The organism is Listeria grayi DSM 20601 (assembly GCF_000148995.1).
GTDB lineage: Bacteria > Bacillota > Bacilli > Lactobacillales > Listeriaceae > Listeria > Listeria grayi.
Genome location: NZ_GL538352.1, coordinates 978,322 through 1,001,184, shown reverse-complemented (window position 1 = coordinate 1,001,184; position 22,863 = coordinate 978,322). Strand labels below are relative to the sequence as shown.

The 22,863-nt window shown below is 40.7% G+C and carries 23 protein-coding genes and 1 other annotated feature; of the genes, 10 read left to right on the top strand and 13 right to left on the bottom strand.

What is annotated here, in order from left to right:
- Positions 1 to 29: 29 nt before the first annotated feature.
- The 4 genes from HMPREF0556_RS05005 to mnmL form a co-directional block, all read right to left on the bottom strand.
- Positions 30 to 686: an HlyD family secretion protein gene (locus tag HMPREF0556_RS05005; protein WP_003756156.1), complete on the bottom strand. Its 657-nt coding sequence runs from the start codon at positions 684 to 686 to the stop codon at positions 30 to 32.
- Positions 687 to 710: 24 nt separating this feature from the next.
- Positions 711 to 1,175, bottom strand: coding sequence for a MarR family winged helix-turn-helix transcriptional regulator (locus HMPREF0556_RS05000; protein WP_003756154.1), 465 nt, complete (start codon positions 1,173 to 1,175; stop codon positions 711 to 713).
- Positions 1,176 to 1,398: 223 nt separating this feature from the next.
- Positions 1,399 to 1,962 (bottom strand): tRNA 5-(aminomethyl)-2-thiouridylate-methyltransferase MnmM, encoded by a 564-nt coding sequence (gene mnmM / locus HMPREF0556_RS04995; protein ID WP_003756152.1) that lies wholly within the window; start codon positions 1,960 to 1,962, stop codon positions 1,399 to 1,401.
- Position 1,963: 1 nt separating this feature from the next.
- The gene (gene mnmL, locus HMPREF0556_RS04990; protein WP_115345550.1) at positions 1,964 to 2,923 is read right to left on the bottom strand and encodes a tRNA modification radical SAM protein MnmL/YtqA; all 960 of its coding nucleotides are present in this window, start codon (positions 2,921 to 2,923) and stop codon (positions 1,964 to 1,966) included.
- A gap of 463 nt (positions 2,924 to 3,386) precedes the next feature.
- On the opposite strand from mnmL, the gene HMPREF0556_RS13000 reads away from it, so the two are divergent.
- The 3 genes from HMPREF0556_RS13000 to HMPREF0556_RS04970 all read left to right on the top strand — a co-directional run bounded on the left by HMPREF0556_RS13000 (position 3,387) and on the right by HMPREF0556_RS04970 (position 7,927).
- Positions 3,387 to 3,914 carry a hypothetical protein gene (locus tag HMPREF0556_RS13000; RefSeq protein WP_050776990.1) on the top strand — a complete coding sequence of 176 codons (528 nt, stop codon included), beginning with the start codon at positions 3,387 to 3,389 and terminating at the stop codon, positions 3,912 to 3,914.
- A gap of 468 nt (positions 3,915 to 4,382) precedes the next feature.
- Positions 4,383 to 4,578, top strand: a binding site (T-box leader).
- 62 nt (positions 4,579 to 4,640) lie between these two features.
- Positions 4,641 to 7,052: a leucine--tRNA ligase gene (leuS, locus tag HMPREF0556_RS04975; RefSeq protein ID WP_003756145.1), complete on the top strand. Its 2,412-nt coding sequence runs from the start codon at positions 4,641 to 4,643 to the stop codon at positions 7,050 to 7,052.
- A gap of 26 nt (positions 7,053 to 7,078) precedes the next feature.
- On the top strand, positions 7,079 to 7,927 hold the full coding sequence (locus HMPREF0556_RS04970; RefSeq protein WP_003756143.1) for a MurR/RpiR family transcriptional regulator: 849 nt from the start codon (positions 7,079 to 7,081) through the stop codon (positions 7,925 to 7,927).
- A gap of 46 nt (positions 7,928 to 7,973) precedes the next feature.
- On the opposite strand, the gene HMPREF0556_RS04965 is transcribed toward HMPREF0556_RS04970, so the two are convergent.
- Positions 7,974 to 9,035: a MupG family TIM beta-alpha barrel fold protein gene (locus tag HMPREF0556_RS04965; RefSeq protein WP_003756141.1), complete on the bottom strand. Its 1,062-nt coding sequence runs from the start codon at positions 9,033 to 9,035 to the stop codon at positions 7,974 to 7,976.
- A gap of 153 nt (positions 9,036 to 9,188) precedes the next feature.
- Between HMPREF0556_RS04965 and murQ the strand changes: the two genes are divergently transcribed.
- Together murQ and HMPREF0556_RS04955 are read left to right on the top strand one after the other, a co-directional pair.
- Positions 9,189 to 10,073 (top strand): N-acetylmuramic acid 6-phosphate etherase, encoded by an 885-nt coding sequence (gene murQ / locus HMPREF0556_RS04960; protein WP_003756140.1) that lies wholly within the window; start codon positions 9,189 to 9,191, stop codon positions 10,071 to 10,073.
- A 15-nt stretch (positions 10,074 to 10,088) separates the two neighbouring features.
- Positions 10,089 to 11,549, top strand: coding sequence for a PTS transporter subunit EIIC (locus HMPREF0556_RS04955; protein WP_003756139.1), 1,461 nt, complete (start codon positions 10,089 to 10,091; stop codon positions 11,547 to 11,549).
- A 376-nt stretch (positions 11,550 to 11,925) separates the two neighbouring features.
- Here HMPREF0556_RS04955 and HMPREF0556_RS13405 read toward each other — a convergent pair whose 3' ends face one another.
- On the bottom strand, positions 11,926 to 12,090 hold the full coding sequence (locus tag HMPREF0556_RS13405; protein ID WP_169308993.1) for a hypothetical protein: 165 nt from the start codon (positions 12,088 to 12,090) through the stop codon (positions 11,926 to 11,928).
- Positions 12,091 to 12,102: 12 nt separating this feature from the next.
- The gene (locus HMPREF0556_RS04950; RefSeq protein WP_003756138.1) at positions 12,103 to 12,654 is read right to left on the bottom strand and encodes a hypothetical protein; all 552 of its coding nucleotides are present in this window, start codon (positions 12,652 to 12,654) and stop codon (positions 12,103 to 12,105) included.
- Between the two features lie 589 nt (positions 12,655 to 13,243).
- On the opposite strand from HMPREF0556_RS04950, the gene rpsB reads away from it, so the two are divergent.
- Positions 13,244 to 14,005 (top strand): 30S ribosomal protein S2, encoded by a 762-nt coding sequence (rpsB, locus tag HMPREF0556_RS04945; RefSeq protein ID WP_003756134.1) that lies wholly within the window; start codon positions 13,244 to 13,246, stop codon positions 14,003 to 14,005.
- Positions 14,006 to 14,087: 82 nt separating this feature from the next.
- The gene (gene tsf / locus HMPREF0556_RS04940) at positions 14,088 to 14,972 is read left to right on the top strand and encodes a translation elongation factor Ts (protein WP_003756132.1); all 885 of its coding nucleotides are present in this window, start codon (positions 14,088 to 14,090) and stop codon (positions 14,970 to 14,972) included.
- A gap of 259 nt (positions 14,973 to 15,231) precedes the next feature.
- Here tsf and HMPREF0556_RS13775 read toward each other — a convergent pair whose 3' ends face one another.
- Complete coding sequence (locus HMPREF0556_RS13775) at positions 15,232 to 15,390, bottom strand: site-specific integrase (RefSeq protein WP_390620691.1); 159 nt, start codon at positions 15,388 to 15,390, stop codon at positions 15,232 to 15,234.
- 115 nt (positions 15,391 to 15,505) lie between these two features.
- Between HMPREF0556_RS13775 and HMPREF0556_RS04935 the strand changes: the two genes are divergently transcribed.
- Positions 15,506 to 16,075, top strand: coding sequence for a hypothetical protein (locus HMPREF0556_RS04935; protein ID WP_139028049.1), 570 nt, complete (start codon positions 15,506 to 15,508; stop codon positions 16,073 to 16,075).
- Between the two features lie 15 nt (positions 16,076 to 16,090).
- Positions 16,091 to 16,330 carry a hypothetical protein gene (locus HMPREF0556_RS04930; RefSeq protein WP_003756127.1) on the top strand — a complete coding sequence of 80 codons (240 nt, stop codon included), beginning with the start codon at positions 16,091 to 16,093 and terminating at the stop codon, positions 16,328 to 16,330.
- Positions 16,331 to 16,615: 285 nt separating this feature from the next.
- On the opposite strand, the gene HMPREF0556_RS04925 is transcribed toward HMPREF0556_RS04930, so the two are convergent.
- From HMPREF0556_RS04925 to HMPREF0556_RS04905, 5 genes are all read right to left on the bottom strand, one after another.
- Positions 16,616 to 18,172 carry a bifunctional metallophosphatase/5'-nucleotidase gene (locus tag HMPREF0556_RS04925; RefSeq protein ID WP_003756125.1) on the bottom strand — a complete coding sequence of 519 codons (1,557 nt, stop codon included), beginning with the start codon at positions 18,170 to 18,172 and terminating at the stop codon, positions 16,616 to 16,618.
- Positions 18,173 to 18,191: 19 nt separating this feature from the next.
- Positions 18,192 to 18,980, bottom strand: a complete 789-nt coding sequence (gene phnE / locus HMPREF0556_RS04920) for a phosphonate ABC transporter, permease protein PhnE (protein WP_003756123.1) — start codon at positions 18,978 to 18,980, stop codon at positions 18,192 to 18,194.
- Complete coding sequence (gene phnE / locus HMPREF0556_RS04915) at positions 18,980 to 19,768, bottom strand: phosphonate ABC transporter, permease protein PhnE (RefSeq protein WP_003756121.1); 789 nt, start codon at positions 19,766 to 19,768, stop codon at positions 18,980 to 18,982. The genes phnE (HMPREF0556_RS04920) and phnE (HMPREF0556_RS04915) overlap by 1 nt, the downstream gene beginning before the upstream one ends.
- Entirely contained in the window at positions 19,768 to 20,532 is a 765-nt protein-coding gene (phnC, locus tag HMPREF0556_RS04910) for a phosphonate ABC transporter ATP-binding protein (RefSeq protein WP_197531923.1), read from the bottom strand. Before phnC ends, phnE (HMPREF0556_RS04915) begins: the two co-directional genes overlap by 1 nt.
- Positions 20,533 to 20,679: 147 nt before the next feature.
- Positions 20,680 to 21,606 carry a phosphate/phosphite/phosphonate ABC transporter substrate-binding protein gene (locus HMPREF0556_RS04905; protein ID WP_040486486.1) on the bottom strand — a complete coding sequence of 309 codons (927 nt, stop codon included), beginning with the start codon at positions 21,604 to 21,606 and terminating at the stop codon, positions 20,680 to 20,682.
- Between the two features lie 531 nt (positions 21,607 to 22,137).
- Between HMPREF0556_RS04905 and pyrH the strand changes: the two genes are divergently transcribed.
- Positions 22,138 to 22,863 carry a UMP kinase gene (gene pyrH / locus HMPREF0556_RS04900; protein WP_040486485.1) on the top strand — a complete coding sequence of 242 codons (726 nt, stop codon included), beginning with the start codon at positions 22,138 to 22,140 and terminating at the stop codon, positions 22,861 to 22,863.

The following is a 22,863-nucleotide window of genomic DNA, read 5'->3' as shown; positions in this document are numbered from 1 at the left end:
ACCTTTCTGTATAGATTCGATTTGCTTCATTAGATGTGTACCTTGACAGAAACATTCATACCTGGGCGAAGATCAAAGCCTTGCGCGTTATCGATCGAGATTTTGACCGGAACGACTTGACCGACTTTTGTATAGTTCGCATCAGAATTAGAAGAAGGAAGCAAGGAGAAAGAGCTAGCTGTCGCATTGGTGATCGTTTCGATATGACCAGTAAAGTCTTTATCTGCGAAAGCATCGATCTTGATGTCTACTTTTTGCCCTTTTTCAATTTTTTCGATTTTTGCTTCGTCGATATTTGCTGTGATGTACATGTCATCTTTATTGTATGCTTGGCCGATAGAAGCGCCTTGTTGTACTAATTGATCTTCTACATCATTGGCTTGTACGACTGTACCTTCTTGTGGTGCTTTAACAGGGACTTTTTTGGCTTTTCCAGAAGCATCTTGTGTAGTGATTTCTGCAATGGTATCATCTTTGGAAATATGTTTGCCGACTGTTAGGTCATAAGTGCTGAGCGTACCGGATGCAGAGGCACTAAGTGGGATGACTTTGGCATCGATCATAGCGTTATCTGTTTTTACAAAATTGGTGGATTGGTAATAGTAGAAGTAGCCAAGTGCTCCGCCTCCAACTAACACCACGATGATGATGATATTTAAAATAATTCCTTTTACTAAACGACTCATTATTTCTACCCCTTTATTCGTTGATTATTTTTCCTCAGTTTGCGCACAGTGCTTGTCGATAAGCGACTGCTCAATTAATTTTACGGAATGGATCAAGTTTTCCAATTGGGTCTCATCAAGAGGCGAAACCAATTGTTCCGTCAATTCATCCATTTGTTTGGTTACTTCTTGAAACAATTCTTCGTACTTGCTAGTTGTACGGATCAACTGCGCTCTGCGGTCATGCGGGTTATCTTTCCGAATGATCAGATCGCTTTTTTCCAAACGATCTAAAATCCCGGTGATCGTCGAACGCAATACATTTGTCTTTTCAGATAAAACAGCAGGCGAAATTCCATCAGGATAGGTTGTTTGATTCGCTTTGATTTCTTTGAGGATAATAAATTGCGGCAATGTCAAATTTTTCTCTGCTAACACTTTTGCAAATTCGATTTTTGCCAAGCGACTAACATTTCGGATGATTGGAATTAATTCCCCAGGGCTATTCATGGCGTGCTCCTTTCTTTAATTTTATAAATAGTTTCTGTAGTAATTATTTCTAGGGTAACTATTATTTTAACTTTTTCTATGTAAAAGTCAACATAATTGTTTCGATTTTTTAAGTTTAATTTTAGTAAGCGTTATCAAAGAAGGGAGAGGCGTTAGCGATATTTTTGAAAAAAAAACTGACCTTCTAAGCAGAAGATCAGTTTTCAGAAAAAGGAAGAGGTGGTTATTTTCTTTTTTCAATCACTAAAACATAGGGTGGGTTATTTTTCTGATTTACATAGCGATACTGCAACACATGAAATTCCTGCTGAGGTAGCTCGGTAGTGAACGCTTCAAGTTGTTCTTTTTCGATTTTTCCTTCAGGATGACCGTGATACACCACGATGATCAAAATGCCGTTCGGTTCGAGCAACGCTAGAATCTGTTCCACGCTCTTAATCGTAGAGCTAGCTCGCGTCGTGATTTGTTTATCGCCGCCTGGTAGATAACCGAGGTTGAAGATAGCAGCTTGGATGGGTGTTTTGACGTGCTCGGATATCTGGTCGTGCGAATCCTGGATCAAGGTAACGGGAGCCAGCAGATTTTGCTCAGTCAATTTCTGTCTGGTCGCTTCGATCGCCTGCGATTGGATATCGAATGCAAAAACTTGACCATTTTCCCCAACTAATTCGGCTAAAAGAACGGTATCATTGCCATTTCCACACGTGCCATCAATGACCTGACCACCCGGACGAATTGCTTTTTTTAAAAGATCATGTGCAAAAGGGAGAATGGGTAATAATGTCATCTCAGCTTTCCACCTTTTGCTTATATTTAGCGCCTTGATAGCTGCCGCGCTGCACGAGTTCCGCATCAATCGCATTCAATACTTCAAATTTACTCAAACTCCAGATTGGTCCGATTAAATCTTCGACCGCACCGTCTCCAGTGATTCGATGAATGACCATTTCGGGAGGGAGGATCTCCAACTGATCTGCAACCAAGCTGACATAGGCTTCTTTTGAAAGAAAAGTCAGATCACCATTTTGATAATCTTTTACCATCGGTGTTCCTTTTAATAGATGAAGTAAATGGATCTTGATACCATCTACGCCACTGTCCACGACCTTACGTGCTGTTTCCATCATCATTTCCGGCGTTTCTTTTGGTAGGCCATTGATGATATGCGTGCAAACACGGATCCCGCGGGCTTTTAGCTTTTGTACACCTTCTAAATAACACGCATAATCGTGAGCCCGATTGATCAAGATCCCGGTTTCATCATGAGCGGACTGAAGGCCGAGTTCGATCCAAAGATAAGTACGCTCATTTAATTCTGCCAAATAGTCTACCACATCATCAGGCAGACAATCGGGGCGAGTGGCGATGGACAAACCGACAACGCCGGGCTCATTCATGACTTGTTCATATTTTTCTCGCAGTTCGCTCACTGGCGCATGCGTATTAGTAAACGCTTGAAAGTAAGCGATATAACTCGCTTTTTTCCATTTTTGATGCATTTGATCGCGGACCACTGCGAATTGTGTCTTTAAATCAAGCGCGCGATCGCCCGCAAAATCGCCTGAACCGGCAACGCTGCAGAAAGTACAACCGCCTTTCGCAACTGTACCGTCACGATTCGGACAATCAAAACCGCCGTCTAATGAAACTTTAAAGATCTTTTCACCGAAATGTTCGCGCAGACAATAATTCCAAGTATGGTAGCGTTTATTGTCTTTGCTGTATGGGAAGGGATTGGTAGTCATCAATTTTTCGTCTCCTTTTACAAACTGTTTTTATTTTAACATAAAGTGCGTAATTATTCTTGTGAAATCGCTATTGGAAGATGTCGATAGAATAGACAAAGAAAAGGAACATTTCTAGGAAGCATTGTTTAGAAAAGCATGTTGATTTCACTTTTCCAAAAAACAAAAGAGGTGATATTCTTCTTGAATCTGCGTTGATTCTTGAGATAAATATAGATTTCCAATAACCGAATGTATTCGTTCCGAGAGTGAATTGTAAGATCTACAGTATTGCAAGCATCTAGGAACAATGACCTACAAGTTATATAACTCCGTATACAGAAATTATAATTTTACAACTGTTTTTTTATTGTTTAGGACAAAATATAGACCTTTCACGATAAGAATGTTGAAATCCTATTTCTATTATTTTAAAATTTTGTTAGTTGCGCAACTTAGATTATACAAAAATGGAGCTGACTATCAAATGAAAAAAGAGAATAAAAAAAGTTGGATTAAGTCCGTATGCGCATCCCTTGCTTTAGCAATGGGTATGTCTGTTGTTACACCTTCTATTGGGGTATATGCGGTTGAAAAAGAACAAATGCAAACTTCTGAAAAAGAGGAAGTAGGGTATCAACCTAGTTATGACGAATTAAAAGAGCTTGGCCTGACCGATGAAGAGATCAATGAACTTAAAAATATTAAAGATACTGGAATTACCCTCGAAAATGGTGTTGCTTATAAAGATGGAAAAGTTTTAAAAGACGGCAATTCTATGCAGAGAGGAAGGCTGTCATGGGCAGTAAAGGCTTTAAGAGCAGTATGGAAAAAAATTCCTAAAAAAGTTAAAAAGAAGCTTGGAGGAGTTGCTGGATTTGAAACCTTATTAGGATATATCGATCATTTTACTGGTAGTGTAGAGAGCAATATGCAAAAAGGACTTAGAAAAATGGGATTTGGAAAAACTACAGCATGGTGGATCACAAAAATATTAACGGCTATAGCATTTTGAGTAGGAGGTTAAAATGAAATTCAATAAAACTACTTGGATAGTTATTATTTTATTTATAATTTCATTTATTGTTCTACCATTACTTTTCCAGGATAGCTTGATAGTATTAATTGTTAATACTATTTTCTTTATCTTAATAATCATTGGGATTATTTATGATTTATTCGAGGAGAGAAGGACGAAAAAAAATAAATGAAGTTAAAACTTAAACCTCGCTTCTGCAGAGTGTTTATTTTTTAAAAGAGCTTGGGGGCATAAATCAGTTCCTTGCTTGGAATAAAGAATAACGGCAAAAAAGAATCGCTTAAAACAGCAAATGGATTTTAAGCGATTCTATCGTTATTTCGGCTTATTTCTCAGTCTCATTAACTTTCCTTCATGCCCCTAGTAATAGTCTTCTTTAGATTTATATAGATTTTTACACAAACTTGCTAATTTCCGTGAAATCAGCTACAATTGGGGTAATATAAATTGGCGTTGAAGAGGAGTAGTAATCTTATAAGTGGATGAGAAGAGAGTCAGCGGGTGGTGCAAGCTGAACATCGACTAAGATGAACTTGCCTTGGAGCTGGGCATTGCCCCGTTTTCCGCGTTAAGGAAAAATAAGTTGAGTGGTAAAACACTAATGTGGGTGGTACCGCGGGAGATGTCTCTCGTCCCATGGCCGAAGGAAGGCTATGAGATGGAGGGCTTTTTTTATGCAGAAAATGAAAGAGAGGACTAGAAATGACATTCAATCATCAAAAAGTAGAACCGAAATGGCAGCACTATTGGGAAGCAAATCATACTTTCCGTACAACTGAAAAAAATGGGAACAAGAAGTTCTATGCACTGGACATGTTCCCTTATCCATCAGGAGCAGGACTTCATGTTGGACATCCAGAGGGGTATACAGCAACTGATATCCTATCCAGAATGAAGCGGATGCAAGGTTTTGACGTTCTTCATCCGATCGGCTGGGATGCATTTGGGCTTCCTGCTGAACAATATGCGATCGATACTGGGAATGATCCAGCGATCTTTACTGAAAAAAACATTGCTACTTTTAAACGCCAGATCAAATCACTGGGTTTCTCCTATGATTGGGAACGTGAGATCAATACTACCGATCCGGAATACTATAAATGGACGCAATGGATTTTTGAAAAACTGTATGAAAAAGGCCTTGCCTATGAAGCGGAAGTCGCAGTAAACTGGTGTCCGGCTCTGGGAACCGTACTTGCGAATGAAGAAGTTATCGACGGCAAAAGCGAACGCGGCGGCTTCCCAGTCTATCGTAAGCCAATGCGCCAATGGATGCTTAAAATCACCGCGTATGCAGATCGTCTATTGGATGATCTGGAATTAGTCGACTGGCCGGAAAACATCAAAGACATGCAGCGCAATTGGATCGGTAAATCAGAAGGTGCCGAAGTAGAATTCCACATTCAAGATACTGACGAAAGTTTCACGGTCTTTACTACTCGTCCAGATACTTTGTTTGGAGCAACTTACACAGTGCTTTCACCAGAGCATCCGCTGATCGCGAAAATCACTACTCCTGAACAGCAAGTAGCTGTTTTGGCCTATCAAAAAGAAGTAGAGCTGAAAAGCGAACTAGAGCGCACCGATCTTTCTAAAGAAAAAACAGGTGCTTTCACAGGCGCATATGCCGTCAATCCTGCTAATGGCGAACCGATTCCAGTCTGGATCGCGGACTATGTACTTATGAATTACGGAACTGGTGCAATTATGGCTGTTCCTGCTCATGACGAACGCGACCATGAATTTGCGAAACAATTTGCTTTGGATATTCGTCCTGTTTTGGCGGGAGGAAATGTCGAAGAAGCTGCTTTTACCGGCGACGGTGAAATTATCAATTCCGAGTTTCTAAATGGTCTTGATAAAGCTTCTGGTATCGCGAAAATGATCGACTGGTTGGAAGAAAATCATCATGGCACCCGCAAAACGACCTATCGTTTGCGCGACTGGCTGTTCAGCCGTCAACGCTACTGGGGTGAGCCGATTCCAGTTATCCACTGGGAAGACGGCGAAACAACGCTTGTTCCGGAAGAAGAGCTACCGCTATTGCTTCCAAAAACAACCGAGATCAAACCGTCCGGAACTGGAGAATCACCACTTGCGAATTTGTCAGACTGGGTAAATGTGGTGGATGAGAATGGCAGAAAGGGACGCCGTGAAACGAATACGATGCCGCAATGGGCTGGTTCGAGCTGGTATTTCCTTCGCTATATCGACCCTACCAATCAAGAAGCCATTGCCGATAAAGCGAAATTGGAACATTGGTTGCCAGTAGATGTCTATATCGGCGGGGCAGAACACGCGGTGCTACATTTGCTTTACGCGCGCTTCTGGCATAAGTTCCTTTACGATATTGGTGTCGTACCAACGAAAGAACCATTCCAAAAACTATTCAACCAAGGAATGATCCTCGGTGGAAATAATGAAAAAATGTCTAAATCGCGTGGTAATGTAGTCAATCCTGATGATGTTGTTGCAAAATACGGTGCAGATACACTTCGTCTGTATGAAATGTTCATGGGACCACTAGAAGCATCAATCGGTTGGAACGACAACGGTCTAGAAGGAGCACGCAAATTCTTGGATCGCGTATGGCGTTTATTTGTTACTGACACGGGCGAGATCAGTGACAAGATCACAGCGGAACCAAATCACGATTTAGAAAAGAGTTATCATCAAACCGTCAAAGTAGTGACCGAACATTTTGAAAACCTTCGTTTCAATACAGGTATCTCACAATTGATGATTTTCATCAATGATGCTTATAAGCAAGCACATTTGCCAAAAGACTATGTAGAAGGATTCGTTCGTCTGCTAGCACCGATCGCACCACATGTTTCCGAGGAACTTTGGCAACTGCTTGGCCATACGGAAAGTTTGGCGTATGCCGAATGGCCGACTTTTGATGAAAGCAAACTGGTAGAAACCGAAGTGGAGATCGTCTTGCAAGTAAATGGCAAAGTCAAAGATAAAGTCCACGTAGCAAAAGACAGCAGTAAAGATGAATTGGAGAGAATCGCGAAAGCAAATGATAAAATGCAGGCGGCTATTAGCGGAAAGACCATTCGTAAAGTAATCGTCGTTCCAAGCAAACTTGTTAATATCGTTGCCAATTAAAGTCCTAGGTAGAATGGAGAATCGACATGAGCCAAGCAAGTATTCTTAATCGTATCGAAACGCTTTTTAAGGATTTGCCTAAATCAGAGAAGAAGGTCGCGGAAATGGTATTGCAGGACCCGGCCTTTGCCTCAGCTTCTTCGATCCACTCATTAGCCAAGCGAGCGGACACAAGCGCTGCGGCGATCGTCCGTTTTTGCAAATCGCTGGGATTAAAAAGTTTTCCCGACTTTAAAAGGCAACTGTACTCCGAGCTGTCTTCGCCGGTCGCCTCTGGTTATTATGACTTTGAAGAAGATGAATCTTTTGATGGTATTTCGCAAAAATTGCTGGCAAATTATTTCCAGACTCTAAACGATACTGCGGGGCAAATCAGCGAAGCGAAAATCCGAACGGTTTCTGAACAGCTGGAAAAAGCCGACACGATCTATACCTACGGGGTGGGAGCTTCTTGGCTAGTCGCACAAGACATCGCGCAAAAATGGCTGCGGGCTGGTAAACAAGTCGTTATTAGTCAAGATGAACATGTACTTGCGATGGCATTCGCTGCCCGAAAGTCTGGTGTGTTCTTTGCCGTATCCAACAGCGGCGAGACCACTTCGGTCATCGAGTTGGCCGAACAGGCGAAGCAAAATAATTTGACAGTTATTGGGCTTACACGTTTTGGACCAAGCAAGCTGAAAGCGAAAGCCGACTTCCTCTTAGAGACTTCCAGGGCACCAGAAGCAAAATTCCGTAGCACCGCGACCAGTTCCAAGCAAGCGCAATTCTTTATCATTGATGTCTTGTATTATCATTATGTTTCCAGACATTATGACCAAATGATCGAACAGATTCGCGAATCGCGTCAGGCAACGGATCGGTTTCGACAATAATAAAAACGGTTTGATATCAAGGCTAGCGGATTTCAAACCGTTTTTTTCATTCTTGCAATAAAAAGCGAATCTTTTTCATTTGTGCTGCATATGGCAGACAATCGTGAAATGCCGGATCGATATAACCAATGATATTGGTCTTAGGTTCGGGAGGAAGCGTTTTTTTGCTGATCATGACTTCACCTTGATATCGCCCGAAAAGCGAATTATCCATTGTAACGGCACCTGTTTCCCGAACTGGACTTGAGTCTTGCGGCGGGATCAACTGATCTTGAAAATAACTTCTGCTATTTCTGAGTCGGACAAAGTCGGCCGCTGTATCTGGTCGGTCACAATCGCCGTTAGTTAAATAGGTTGCCAACTGCGGGGAAATCGGATGAGCAAGTTTCAGCGGCAAAACAAGTTCGCGCTGACGAATATTTTTCCAAAAATAAAATCGCTCCGTCTTCATTTCCGCATCGCCGATATAAACATCATCGATCCCCAGCGACTTTAATTCTAAGAAAGCCGCATAGGGCGAGGCATAACGGTGAGCTTCTAATGTCGGTAGCCCCTCATGAAGCGGAAATCGTTTTGCAGCATCACCGGGAATAAAAGCAGATATTCGCAGGTCATGCTCTTTTAAAAAAGCATTTTTGGCAGTGAAAAAGGATTTGCTAAGGCCTGTTCCTGGTTTTGGGTAATAATTATGAAATGCCTCGATTGCTTCCATTCGCGGATGATAGTGGGCCAATTCGTGAAGAAACGAAGCCGTGATGGTACTGGCGTTCAAATAAACATTTAGCTGCTGCGAAAGCGAAGCAATATCAGCCGCCGCGACTCCGTCATCAATGCGCAAGCCGGTTACGCCAAGTGTCGTTAACGGCTTTGCATGCCGATAATCCGCCTTTAAATAGTGCAATGATTTTTCCGAAATATCCATAATCAGCTGCATGTTATGTGATTTAGCAAGAGCACTTAAGGAAGAGAGTGTTTGAAAATAAGTTTCAGGATCACCTTCCGGAATGTGCAGCGAGCTGAAAATAAGCTGAAAACCATTTTCAGCTGCCTGCTTGATTTTTTGAGGAGCCGCCGAGAGATCTTGCAAATAAACACTGATTCCAAGCATAAAGGATCTTCCTTTCTAACGATAGTTTCTACTTTTATTATAAAGGAATAAACAGCGACAAGCCACTAAAACAAAAAAATATTTTAAAATTAAATAAAAGTATTGAAATTATATTTCAGTAGTTTTATAATAGTGGCATAAGGAGTGATCATCATGTTGGAAAATTTAGCAACAGAAAAACGAAACAGCAAAACATTGCGTTTAGATGAACTAACCACTGCGGAAATCCTGGCGATCATGAATGAGGAAGATAAAACTGTCCCGCAGGCAATCAAACAAGTGCTACCAACGATCGAAAAAATAGTAAACGGTGTCATTTCTACTTTCCAAGCCGGAGGTAGGTTGATTTACCTCGGTGCCGGGACAAGTGGTAGACTTGGCGTACTGGATGCGGTGGAATGTGTGCCGACATTCGGCGTTGAACCTTCACAAGTAGTTGGTTTGATCGCAGGTGGCGAAAAAGCTTTTGTCCAAGCTGTAGAAGGCGCCGAAGATTCTATGATTCTCGGAGAAACAGATTTAAAAGAACTAGCGCTTACGGAAAATGATTATGTGATCGGTATTGCAGCAAGCGGCCGAACGCCCTATGTCATTGGAGCGCTAGACTATGCAAAGCGTATCGGGGCTAGAACGGCCGCTGTTTCTTGCAATGCGGATGCTGCTATTTCCAAACATGCAGAGCTAGCAGTCGAAGTGGTGACAGGTCCAGAAGTTTTGACCGGCTCAACACGCTTGAAGGCTGGAACAGCTCAAAAGTTGGTCCTCAATATGATCTCCACCGCTTCTATGATCGGGGTAGGCAAAATTTATAAAAATTTGATGGTCGATGTCAAACCGACCAATGAGAAGCTAGTCGAGCGCGCCAAACGCATTATTATGGAAGCAACCGATTGCGATTATGAAACAGCCGCTAAATTTTATCAATTAGCAGATACCCATGTCAAAGTAGCGATTGTCATGCTTTTAACGAATTCAACGAAGTTAGAAGCAATTAAAAAGCTTGAACAAGCAAATGGTTTTGTAAGAAAAACTTTATAAAAGGGAGTGTTCAGCATGACAAAAGAACAAGAAATCGCAAAACAGATCACCAGTAAAGTCGGCGGACTTGGAAACATTTCACGAATCGCTCATTGTATGACGCGAGTTCGTCTGGGCATCAAAGATCCTGCAAAAGTTTCTTTGGAAGAATTGAAAGCGATTCCTGGCGTTTTGGGAGTTGTAGAAGATGAAACCTTGCAAATCATCGTCGGACCGGGAGTAGTAAATAAAGTAGCTAAAGAAATGGCTGACATGGCAGGTGTTAAGATCGGCGATACGATTCCGGAAAATTTAGACCATGAACTGACCGACACCAATAAATCTGGAAAAGAATTAGTAGAGGAACGTGCAGCTGCTACTAAAGCAGAAATGAAAGCCAAGCAAAACAATTCGTCCAGCTTCAAAAGATTATTAAAATCTGTTTCTAATATTTTTGTCCCATTGATCCCTGGTTTTGTCGGAGCCGGACTGATTGCTGGGATTGCCGCTATCATAACAAATAATATCCTTGCTAAAAATCTAGATGCCGCAACATGGAATCAATTTGTCGACATTTTAGGTGTTTTGAATAAAGGGATTTTTGCTTTTCTTGCCATTTATGTAGGTATCAATACCGCCAATGAATTCGGTGGAACGCCAATTTTAGGCGGAGGCGTTGCCGGTGTGACATTGCTTCCTGGCCTTTTAGACGGGCATATCATCAAAAACATCTTTACAGGTGCGCCCATAACGGCAGGTCAAGGCGGAATCATCGGCGTTTTGTTCGCAGTGTGGCTAATGTGTGTGCTCGAACGTAACTTGCGCAAAGTGATCCCGAACGCAATCGATATCATTGTCACACCGACGATCATATTGCTTGTTATCGGCCTAATAACGATCTTTTTGATCATGCCAGTAGCTGGACTAGTTTCGACATGGTTGGTTACCGCAATCAATTGGGTCATCAGTGTTGGCGGCGTATTTGCCGGGTTCGTACTGGGGACACTATTCCTACCAATGGTTATGCTAGGGCTTCATCAAGTTTTGACCCCGATCCACGTAGAAATGATCAATCAAACCGGCTATACAGTTTTACTGCCGATCCTTGCCATGGCAGGCGGCGGACAAGTAGGAGCAGCGATCGCGCTTTGGATCCGTTGCCGTAAAAACAAACCGCTTGTTACTATGATCAAAGGTGGTCTACCAGTCGGCATCCTCGGCATCGGGGAACCACTTATTTATGGGGTAACGATCCCACTCGGTCGCCCATTCATCACCGCTTGTATCGGTGGCGGTATTGGCGGGGCAGTCGTCGGCTTCTTCGGAAACGTCGGCGCGATCGCGATCGGTCCAAGCGGCGTCGCACTGATCCCGCTCATTGCGAATAATATGTGGTTGGCATATGTGATTGGTTTGATTGCTGCATATATCGGTGGCTTTATTTTGACTTATCTATTTGGAACACCGAAAGACGCGATGGAAGCTGTGGAGAAATAAGAGGGAAGAGCACTGCATGTGGCAGTGCTTTTTTTGTGTGGGGAGTGTTAAAGGATTGTTGTTGTATATAGATAGATTCAAAGACTATTTTAAAAATCAAACGGGAACGATCCGATTGGTTATCAGCTTCTATATAAACAAGGGTAAAACTTGTTTGGGAAATGTCCGTACAAGTTCGTTTAAAATTAAAGAAAAGTCGCCCAAAGGACGACATTTTAATACTTATTTCTTTTTTCACAGCGGGAATAATCGCAACTGTATAAATCACTGTAGTAATTATTAGCATAATAATATTAAAGTTATTAAAAATAGGTGATGCCGCTGTGAAAAGAATAGCATAAAAACCGATGTATAGAATCCATTTAATATAAGACATCTAGTTGTTTCGCTTTTTTGTAAATTGAATCAAATTAGTAGCCACTATATAAACGATAGCTCCCCAAAGAAAATATCTTTTAGGACTATCTAAGTTTACATAAACGAATAGTAAGAACATAGCAGCTAAAATAATCTGAGTCATTACGTATGTTTTTTTACTCAAATTGGATCCTCCTTAACGTGTATATATATGACTGACTGTCTTTACATGTTTTTTGCGAGCTTTATCTCCATAAAACTTATAGACTACTTTTTCTTGATAAAGATATCGAGTCCCATTTTTATTATATCTCCATTTATAATAACTTAATTGAGTTACGTAGGCCTCTGAACCATACATACTATAAAAAAGTTGAGCAATCTGTAGCGGCACACGGTACTTAGCCCAAGGAATTATAGAAGAGATTGTAATTCCTATAGCACTAACTGTAAATTTCTGGGCTTTTTTACTATACTTAAGAGTGTTTGCAAGCATCCATCCGGATTCTCCTTTTTTACCGCCTCCACCACCATCAGTTTGATTAGATCGAACTGATATAGTTGGTTTTGCTACGTCGAATCCATCTTTAATTAAGGAATCATCAAGTTGTAAATAATCAAAATCAGCAATTACTTCTGCTTGATTCTCCTCTGTTTTTGGCATGCTCGCAGCTGATGCTACAGAAGGGGTCAATATGCTACCTAAAGCTAATAAAAGTGTTAATGCTGATGCTAAGATTTTTTTCATGTAAGTTCCTCTTTTCTATAGATGTGTTATTACAATTTCAATGTTAGCATAAACTTGCAGAAAAGTCTGTGAACATTTTGCGATAATTTTCAGAAAAATAAAAATTTTTATAGAAAACTTGACAAAGAAAAAGCCTTGCAATCACAGTGCGGCTTAATTTTTTGATTGCAAGAAATTAAGCATATTGAATTAAATCATTACATTTGCCTACGGATATATTGGCCAATAGTTCTACAACATCAAAGCCTATGTTATCGCTAATCAACTGGCTGGCAGTCAGGTTAAAATAATCCCCACTAATTTGATCATTGAGAAGTTGGGATAACTTCGCGCCAACACCGAATAAAACTGCTTGTAATACAATGTTCAAAAAACTATGAGGTATAATAAAAAACGTGAAAGACGCGCACAAATACACATTCGCATATTGCGCGATATTAACATTTATGTTATGATATTTAATGGTGTTAAATCACACACGCATGGTGACAAGCGAAAGGGTGCTTGATGAATTTCAAGTCTTTCATTTGGCTGACCTATGCGGAGGGCGATTAGTCGCAAAAAAATAAAACCAATAGGAGGGAATAACATGCCTGTTATTTCAATGAAACAATTGCTAGAAGCTGGTGTTCACTTCGGTCACCAAACACGCCGCTGGAACCCAAAAATGAAGAAATATATCTTCACAGAAAGAAACGGAATCTACATCATCGACTTACAAAAAACAGTTAAAAAAGTAGACGAAGCGTTCAATTTCATGCGCGAAGTTGCTGCTGACAATGGTACTATCCTTTTCGTAGGTACTAAAAAACAAGCACAAGACTCCGTAAAAGAAGAAGCAGAACGTTCTGGTCAATACTACGTAAACCATCGCTGGTTGGGTGGTACGTTGACTAACTTCGATACTATCAAAAAACGTATCCAACACCTTAAAAAAATCGAAAAAATGGCTGAAGACGGCACTTTTGAAGTACTTCCTAAAAAAGAAGTTGTCTTGCTTAAAAAAGAACAAGAAAAACTAGAACGTTTCTTAGGCGGAATCAAAGAAATGAAAGGCATTCCTGATGCTATGTTCATCGTTGATCCACGTAAAGAACGTATTGCAGTTGCAGAAGCTCGTAAACTTAACATCCCGATCATCGGTATTGTAGATACAAACTGTGATCCAGATGAAATCGATTATGTTATCCCTGCAAATGACGATGCAATTCGTGCGGTTAAACTATTGACTGCTAAAATGGCAGACGCAATCATCGAAGTAAACCAAGGCGAAGAATTAACAGAAGCAGACGTTGCTCCAGCTGAAGAAGCAAAACCTGAAGCTGCAGAAGAAACGAATGCAGAAGCTTAATTTTTCATTTTAAACAGACAAGGTGATAAGGCAAAAATCTTATCACCTTTTTTAAAGAATTTAATCTTGGAGGGAATATTAGATGGCAAATGTAACAGCTCAAATGGTTAAAGAATTACGCGAAAAAACTGGTGCAGGTATGATGGATTGTAAAAAAGCATTAGTTGAAACAGACGGCGATATGGAAAAAGCTGTTGACTTACTTCGTGAAAAGGGAATCGCAAAAGCTGCTAAAAAAGCAGACCGCGTGGCTTCTGAAGGTATTACACGTGTAGTAAGCAATGACAAACATGCGATCGTATTAGAAGTTAATGCAGAAACAGACTTTGTTTCTAAAAACGATAACTTCTTAAACTTAGTTAGCGACTTAGGTGATCACTTGCTTGCAGTGCGTCCAGACAACTTGGATGAAGCACTTAAAACAGAAATGTCGAACGGCAAAACTGTTCAAGACACGATCACAGAAGCAATCACTAAAATCGGTGAAAACATTTCCTTGCGTCGTTTTGAAATCAAAGAAAAATCAGAAGGCTCTGCTTTCGGTGAATACATCCACATGGGCGGACGTATCGGCGTATTGACACTTCTAGAAGGAACTACCGATAACGAACTTGCAAAAGACGTTGCAATGCACATTGCAGCAATCAACCCTAAATACATTTCGCGTGACGATGTCGATGCAGAAGAAATCGCACACGAAAAAGAAGTGCTAACACAACAAGCGCTTAACGAAGGCAAACCAGAAAAAATCGTTGAAAAAATGGTGGAAGGCCGCCTAACTAAATGGTTGAGCGAAATTTCCTTATTAGATCAACCATTCGTTAAAAACCCTGACATCACTGTTGGCCAACTAGTAAAAGAAAAAGGCGCAACAGTTGCTTCCTTCGCCCGCTTTGAAGTTGGAGAAGGTATCGAGAAAAAAGAAGATAACTTTGTTGAAGAAGTTATGAATCAAGTTAAAAAGTAGAAGTCGATTTCTATACTTTTATATGATTTTTAAAAACCCGTTAATCATCGCGATTAGCGGGTTTTCTTTAATTATCGATGTGTTAAAAGGTATGAAAGGGTATTTAAAAATGGGAACTAAATGGGAACTTTTTCTAGTTAACAAAAGTTCCCATATTAGTTAAATTTTTATCCATAATATCAACGAGCTTTTGTTTTCCTTCTTTTGTCGAGTGCGTATAGTAATCTGTCATGCTCATGTTTTTATGGCCAATAAAATTTTACACTTCTGATCGATCTATTCCGGATAATGCAGCTTGTGTTGCAAACGTATGTCTTAACATATGTGGATGGACGTGAAAGCCAGTTTTTTGCTCTACTTTTTTTAGTAATTCATTTAATCTAGTAATGGCCCAAGGCTTTCCAGAAACGGGATTCAAACTTACAACTTTTGATCGTTTAGGACAAAATATAGACCTTTCACGACGTTCCTATACAAATTAAACACCCATTTTGTTATCCTAAAGGGGATATTATATAATGGAGTGTGAGAAAATGAAATTAAAGCATCTACTGTACATATTAGCAGCTAGTTTAATGTTATTTTCTGTAAGTGTATCAGCGACTGTAGCAATAGCAAAAGAACAAACTGCTAGCCCTGCGGCAAATCAGACAGATGGGAGTGCACCTTCACCGGGTGTTGGAGTAGGACGTGCACATGCATCGGGCGGAGGGAATGCAAAGCCAGCTCCGAAACCAAAGCCAAAACCAAAATCGAACAAAGGAAAAAAGAAGAGTAAAAAGAAAAAGAAGAAGAAAAAGAAAAAGACTAAAGCTCAAAAATACAAGTCAGCTAAGAAAAAAGGTAAAAAGGTTAAGGGGAATAATAAGAAAGTCACGAGCGAGAAAAACTTTCCGAGAAAGTATAAAAAATATTCTTCAATTGATTACTATAAAAATGGCAAACTTATGAAGAGGCGTTACTATGGGAAAAATAGAGAAGCTCAAACAGACATCCATTACACGGACCATAATAATCCTAAGCAACATCCAAAAGTACCGCATCGGCACGATTGGTATAAGGATAAAAAAGGTGAACTGAAATTGAAAAAGAAATGGTACTAATGAGGAGGAAAACAGTTGACAAAAGAAGAGTGGAAGCAATTTAGAAAAGAAATTGAAGAGCACGATCAAGAACTTTCTTTTGACTATAAGAACGAGGAGTGGTGGATTAGCCGAGTGCCAGAAGAAAAAAGTTTCCTTCTGTCCGCTCCTAATTCAGATACACAATACTTTGAAACCGCAGAAGCTTTATTTATGCAAGGTATAATTGATGGGAAAACATTCATTGAGCAAGTTCCAAACTTAGAGTGGAACTAAAATAAACCTCGCTTCGGCCCGGAATTATTATTTTTTAGATCATAGAACTTTTTATGAGCCGAATCTATAAATAACGTAAAAACAATTATGAAAGTAACTTTCGGACGTTTAAAGGTTTTTTTGCTGATCTTATTGGTAAGAATAAATTTAGTCTTACGCTATTAGGGCAATGACCTTAAAAAAATTCCTTAAGTAGTTAATATAGTATTTACTTTTTATAAAAGCCAGGAAAGAAAATCTAGATTCATGATTTTCTTTCCTGGCTTCTTTGTTTCCATGTGCTTTTTAAATTCTAACTTGAAAATTATTATTGACCGTTGCTTTAACAATCGGGTGCCGTTTCAGGTAGTCAGCAATCAGTTCTGTCATATCTATTTGGATCTCGCGGATGATCTTACTGGCATCAAACATAGGATAATCACCGCCGCCGACCGCTCGATATTGGTTGATAACGATTTCCAGCACATCGTCAGGTTGAACTTGTTTTCCCTTGTAAAGAATCGGAGAAACGCGTTCGCCGATTGGTTGCTGAACGTGGATCGTATAATTGATGCCTTCGTACATATCGTAATTATAATATTGGGGTTTAGGACTGATGAATGTTGGATTGATACCAATCGAACCGTCAGCTTCCATTTGAAAGAAGGAAGCGGAACGCTCTAGAGCAGCGCGTAGATCCGCGCCAGTAACTTTTAAAACGGCCAATGTATTTGGATAAATATAATTGGTCACAACGTCACGCATGGTAATGGTATGACTGAATCCAGTTCCTTCGTTATTAAATAAAGCTGTCCCGGAAATGGCTGCACTGCTTGCCTCCATTTGTACTTTTTGGATAAATTCCACGTACGGATGTTCAAAGAGGCGGGCTTTATCGGGATCTGTGATACGCATATCGCCGCTTACTGTCCCCAGGGGGGCATCTAGCCAATTCTCTACTTCGGCAGCAATTGGCGCGATTTGTTCGCTGACGGTCTTATCCGGTATAGCATCTTTTGTCGCTAATAGGGAAGGCGTGGCACTTGTAATGCTGTAATTGCCGTTATCAGCTGCCAATTCTAAAACTATCTGCCCGACATATTCCCCGCGAAAGCCTGGCTGGATAATGGGGACACCGTTGATAGTATCTGCGATCACGCGATGCTGATGGCCGGTAATGAGGGCATCGATGCCTGGGACTTCTTCCAAAAGTTGGTAGCCTTGATTTTCTTTGGTCAGCGCTTCGGTTGGTTCGCCACTTATTAAATCACGCTCAAAACCGCCATGGTAGCTAACGATCACGATATCTGCCAGTTCGCGAAGCTTGGGAATATATTTTTTTGCAGTTGTGGCTACATCTAAAAACTGCAGGCCCTCAATATGGCTAGGATGTTCCCAGTTTGGAATATAGGAAGTCGTCAGACCTAGAATAGCGATCTTGAGACCTGCTTTTTCTAAGATCGTGTAGGCTTTGCCAAATGCTGGTGAACCATTTGCATCAATGATATTTGCGCAAAGGATGGGATAGTGATAGGCTGCTGTCGCTTGTTCTAGATAATCGCGACCATAGTTAAACTCATGATTTCCTAAAATGCCGGCATCATAGCCGATTGCATTTGCGACATTCGTCAACAGTTCGGGGGATCCAGCTTGCTGCTTAGCAATATAATAACTCAATGGTGAGCCTTGGATAAAATCGCCGTTTTCAATGACAACTGTAGGTCCGTCCGCATGATTTCTAGTCGCTTCGATGACTGCTGCAGCTTTTGCGGCACCAAATGGCTGGTTCTGTCCGCGGCTGCCGAAATTGGTTGGTTCGATATAGCCATGCAGGTCACTTGTTGCTAAAATAGTTAGTTTCATCTTCTTATAACCTCACTTCTTAAACTAATTTTTTGCGGAGGGCGCCTGAAATCAGATCAATACAGGTGACCATAACAATTATCCCGATCAAAATAATGCCGACACGGTCCCAAGAACGGCCGTCGATCGCAAAGATCATCGGCGTCCCGATCCCGCCGGCGCCAACAATACCTAAAATCGAAGCGGAACGAACAGCGAGTTCGAATCGATAAAGGGTGTAGGAAATAAATTCAGGAATCAATTGTGGCAAAGTAGCAAAGAACAGAATGTTTACTTTACTACCACCAGAACTCATCACCGATTCACTCGGGCCATGATCCATATTTTCGATTGCTTCGCTGTAAAGTTTTGCCAGCATGCCGATCGAATGGATACTCACGGCTAAAACGCCGGCGTAAGAACCTGGTCCAACCATTTTGATAAAGATGATCGCCAGTACGATTTCTGGGAATGTCCGGATCGCGGTCAGAATGATCTTTCCAGAACCAGAGATTGCTCGGTTGCTTTTCCGATTTCGAGCAGCCCAAAAAGCAAGTGGTAAACTTAAAATTGCGGAGATGAATGTTCCTAGGAAGGCAATTGCCAGCGTTTGGATCAGCATACTGATCAAATCTTCGCCGTCACCTGTATAAATATAGTGCCAATCCGGATGAATGATTCCGGATAAAATCGATTTTGTTATCTCACCAGCGGAATCTTTGATGCCGACAAATGGTGTGCCTGCGATTGCCCAAACATAGATCAAGGCGATGATTATAATGGTGGCAATCATTTTATATCTATTTTTTCGCGGTTCAAGTGGTAACATTATAATAATCGCTCCCTTAATTTATTACTGATTGTATCGATAATAAGTACGACCACAAAAATAACGATAACAATAATAGAGGTACGGTCATAACGAAACTGACTGAGTGACCGTTGTAAGAAGATCCCGATCCCGCCAGCGCCGATGTAGCCAAGTACCGTGGAAGCACGAACGTTGATTTCAAACGCATATAGAAAATAGCTGAAGAAATGGCTACTTACTTGAGGAACAACTGCAAAACGAATGATCTGCCATTTGTTAGCGCCGGCAGCTGTCATTGCTTCGATCGGTCCTTCGTCGATAGTTTCGATGGCTTCGTAAAATAGTTTCGAGATCATTCCGAATGAAAAGATCGCAAGGGTGATAATACCAGCCACAGGGCCAATACCGACGATCGCCACAAACATAGCGGCTAACATCAAATCAGGGATCGTACGAATGATATTTAAAACAAAACGCAGTACTGCGTTGATTATTCGATTTTTAATGATATTACGCGCGGCTAGGATCGAGAAAGGCAGCGCGACAATTGCACCGATCGTAGTACCTAGGACCGCCATGCGAATCGTTTCTAATAAAGGTTCGATAATGATTGTAATGTATGCCCAGTCTGGGTGTGCCATTTTGGAAAGGATAGATGTGATCTGATTGCCATTTGTCAACAAAGAGGCGATATCTACGCCGGAAAGATCGGAACTGTAGAGCAAAGCAACGATAAAAATCGCCAACCACAGCCAATTTTTCCATTTGCTTTTTGGCTTCGGTAAAAGTGTAGCGTTTTCTTTCATTATTCCACTCCCTCATTTTCTTCGAGGATTTTTTCTCCATAGATTTCTCGAAGGGTCTCATCTGTCGCCGCAGCAACAGGTCCATCAAAAACCAGTTCGCCATCGCGCAGACCAATGATCCGTGTCCCGTATTCTCTAGCTAATTCCACGGAATGGAGGTTGACAACGACAGTGATATGTAGATCTTGATTGATACGCTTCAAGTCATTCATTACTTTTTGAGTCGTAAGCGGATCAAGTGAAGCGACCGGCTCGTCAGCCAAAATGATTTTCGGCTCTTGTGTCAAGGCGCGGGCAATGGAAACACGTTGCTGTTGACCACCGGAAAGTTCGTCGGCGCGTGTATAGATCTTTTCTGCAAGGTTTACGCGCTGTAATGCTTGATAAGCGAGTTCTTTATCTTTAGTGGGGAAGAGGTTGAACATTGTTTTCCAAGTTGGATGATACGCGACACGCCCAGTCAGCACATTTCGCAAAACAGAAGAGCGCTTAACTAGATTGAAACTTTGGAAGATCATCCCAATATCACGGCGGATCAAGCGCAGTGTTTTGCCTTTTGCTTTTGTGATCGAATTGCCATCGATTTGGATATCGCCTTCAGAAATCTCATGAAGCCGGTTGATCGCACGAAGCATGGTGCTTTTTCCAGCTCCAGATAATCCGACAACAATGACGAATTCACCTTTTTCGATTTCAATATTGATATTTTTTAATCCTTTAACCCCATTTGGATAGATTTTGCTGACATTTTTAAATGAAATAATCGATTGTTTTGCATTTAGTGCTTCCATACAATTATATTCCTCCAGTAGATTGCGTTTCTCTTTTTGATAGCAGAAAAGGTTATCTCCCGCCGAAGCAGAAGACAACCTCATTCTATCGGTTTTCTTACTTAAACTGCGTATCGGTTATCATTGACCGACTTCTTTAGCGTATTCACGAACGATATCAAAGTTGCTGTCTTTTGATTTTTTATAGCCTTCATGAGAATAAACAGAAGAAATGATATCGTGGCCTTTTTTCGATTTACCGATTTTGATAAAAGCATCTTGGATTTTTTTATCCCATTTTTTGCTCATATCCGAACGGACAGTGATTGTATCGTTGGGAATCGGTTTTGTGAAATAAACGGGAACTACTTTGTCAAAGATATCTGGAACATCTTTTGCTACTGTATTACGAGCATCTTCAAAGACAAAAGCGGCGTCCACGTCACCATTCAATACGGAAAGAACGGCTTGGTCATGGCCTTTGACTTGTACTGTCTTGATGCCGTCTTTTTCAATATCGACACCAGCTTTTTTCATTTCTGCAACTGGCCATACATAGCCGGCAGAAGAAGTTACGTCTTGCGTCGCGATTTTTTTACCTTTCAGATCTTTCAAGTCTTTGATTTTGCTGCCTTTTTTGACAATTACCATCGAACGGTAAGAGTCTGTTAATTTATCTGTCGATTTTCCGCCTGGTTGTTTGATACCGAAACGTTCTGCTTGAAGAAGCACTTTTGCATTGCTTTGTTCATGTGCTAAAACATAAGCATTTGGAGGTAGGAAACCTACATCGACTTGTTTTGAGTCCATAGCTTCGATGATTGTATTATAATCTGTTGAGACACTTACTTTTACTGGAATATCCAGTTGATCAGACAATAGTTTTTCTAAAGGTTTTGCTTTTGCTTCAAGCGTTTCTGCGGATTGCGATGGAACAAACTGCACCTTTAACTCTTTCGGCTCATAGCCGTCTTTGCTGCTTGCTTGTTTGTCGCCTCCACATGCTGTCAGCACGATGGCAAGGATTAATCCAAGCGCCATAATGGTTGCCTTTTTGAAACTATTCATGAATAAATTTCCCCCTTTGGAATGTAGGAAAGATTTCTTTCCCATTACAACTATGTAATTTTATGTAATAAAATCACTACTCAAATCTTACCAAAATTTAAAAGAGATAGCCAGTTTTTTATTGTAAATTTTCGATGGATAGTTCGTGTTTTTATGTAAATTATATTAATTATGGTAAATATTGAGCAAAGTAACCCTTTTCATTTTCTTCGGCGTGCGATATGTGATAAAAATAATGTATTTTAATGAATAATATAACATTGAATGTTCGCTTTTTAGAAACGGAGTTGGAGAAGCATGACATCTACACCACAAATACGCTGTCATCACAATGACATCTGCGAATATCATTTTCTTCTGTATTATGTGCGCAAAAATACGTTTATTCTGTTAAAATAAAAAAGGACATGTAAAGTTAATTCAACTTTTTTAAGTAAAATGCTTTTGCTAATGCTTTTTTTTTAGTAAAATAGATACGATGGATAGAGCGTAGCCTTATCTATGTAGTAGATTATAAAAATGGAGGTTATTATGGATACCCCGAAATACAAACGTGTAGTATTAAAATTAAGTGGTGAAGCCCTTGCTGGAACAGATGGTTTTGGAATCAACCCAGGTGTTGTCAATTCGATTTCAGCACAGGTAAAAGAAGTAGTGGAACTAGGTGTAGAAGTTGCCATCGTCGTTGGAGGCGGAAATATCTGGCGCGGCAAATTAGGCAGCGAGATGGGAATGGATCGTGCAGCAGCAGATTATATGGGAATGCTTGCAACGGTCATGAATTCCTTATCTCTTCAAGATTCCTTGGAAAATATTGGGGTAGCAACACGTGTACAAACTTCTATCGATATGCGCCAAATCGCTGAACCTTATATTCGCCGGAAAGCAATCAGACACTTGGAAAAAGGACGTGTCGTAATCTTCGCTGGTGGTACGGGAAATCCATATTTCTCGACAGATACAACTGCAGCGCTTCGGGCAGCAGAAATTGAAGCAGACGTGATTTTAATGGCGAAGAACAATGTGGATGGCGTTTACAATGCAGATCCGAAATTAGATGCTAACGCTGTTAAATATGAAGAACTTTCCTATTTAGATGTTATCAAAGAAGGACTGCAAGTGATGGACTCTACCGCTTCGTCGCTTAGCATGGATAATGATATCCCACTTATTGTCTTTTCGTTTGAAGAGAAGGACAATAATGTCAAACGTGTTATTTTAGGTGAAAAAATCGGTACAACTGTCAGGGGGAAATAA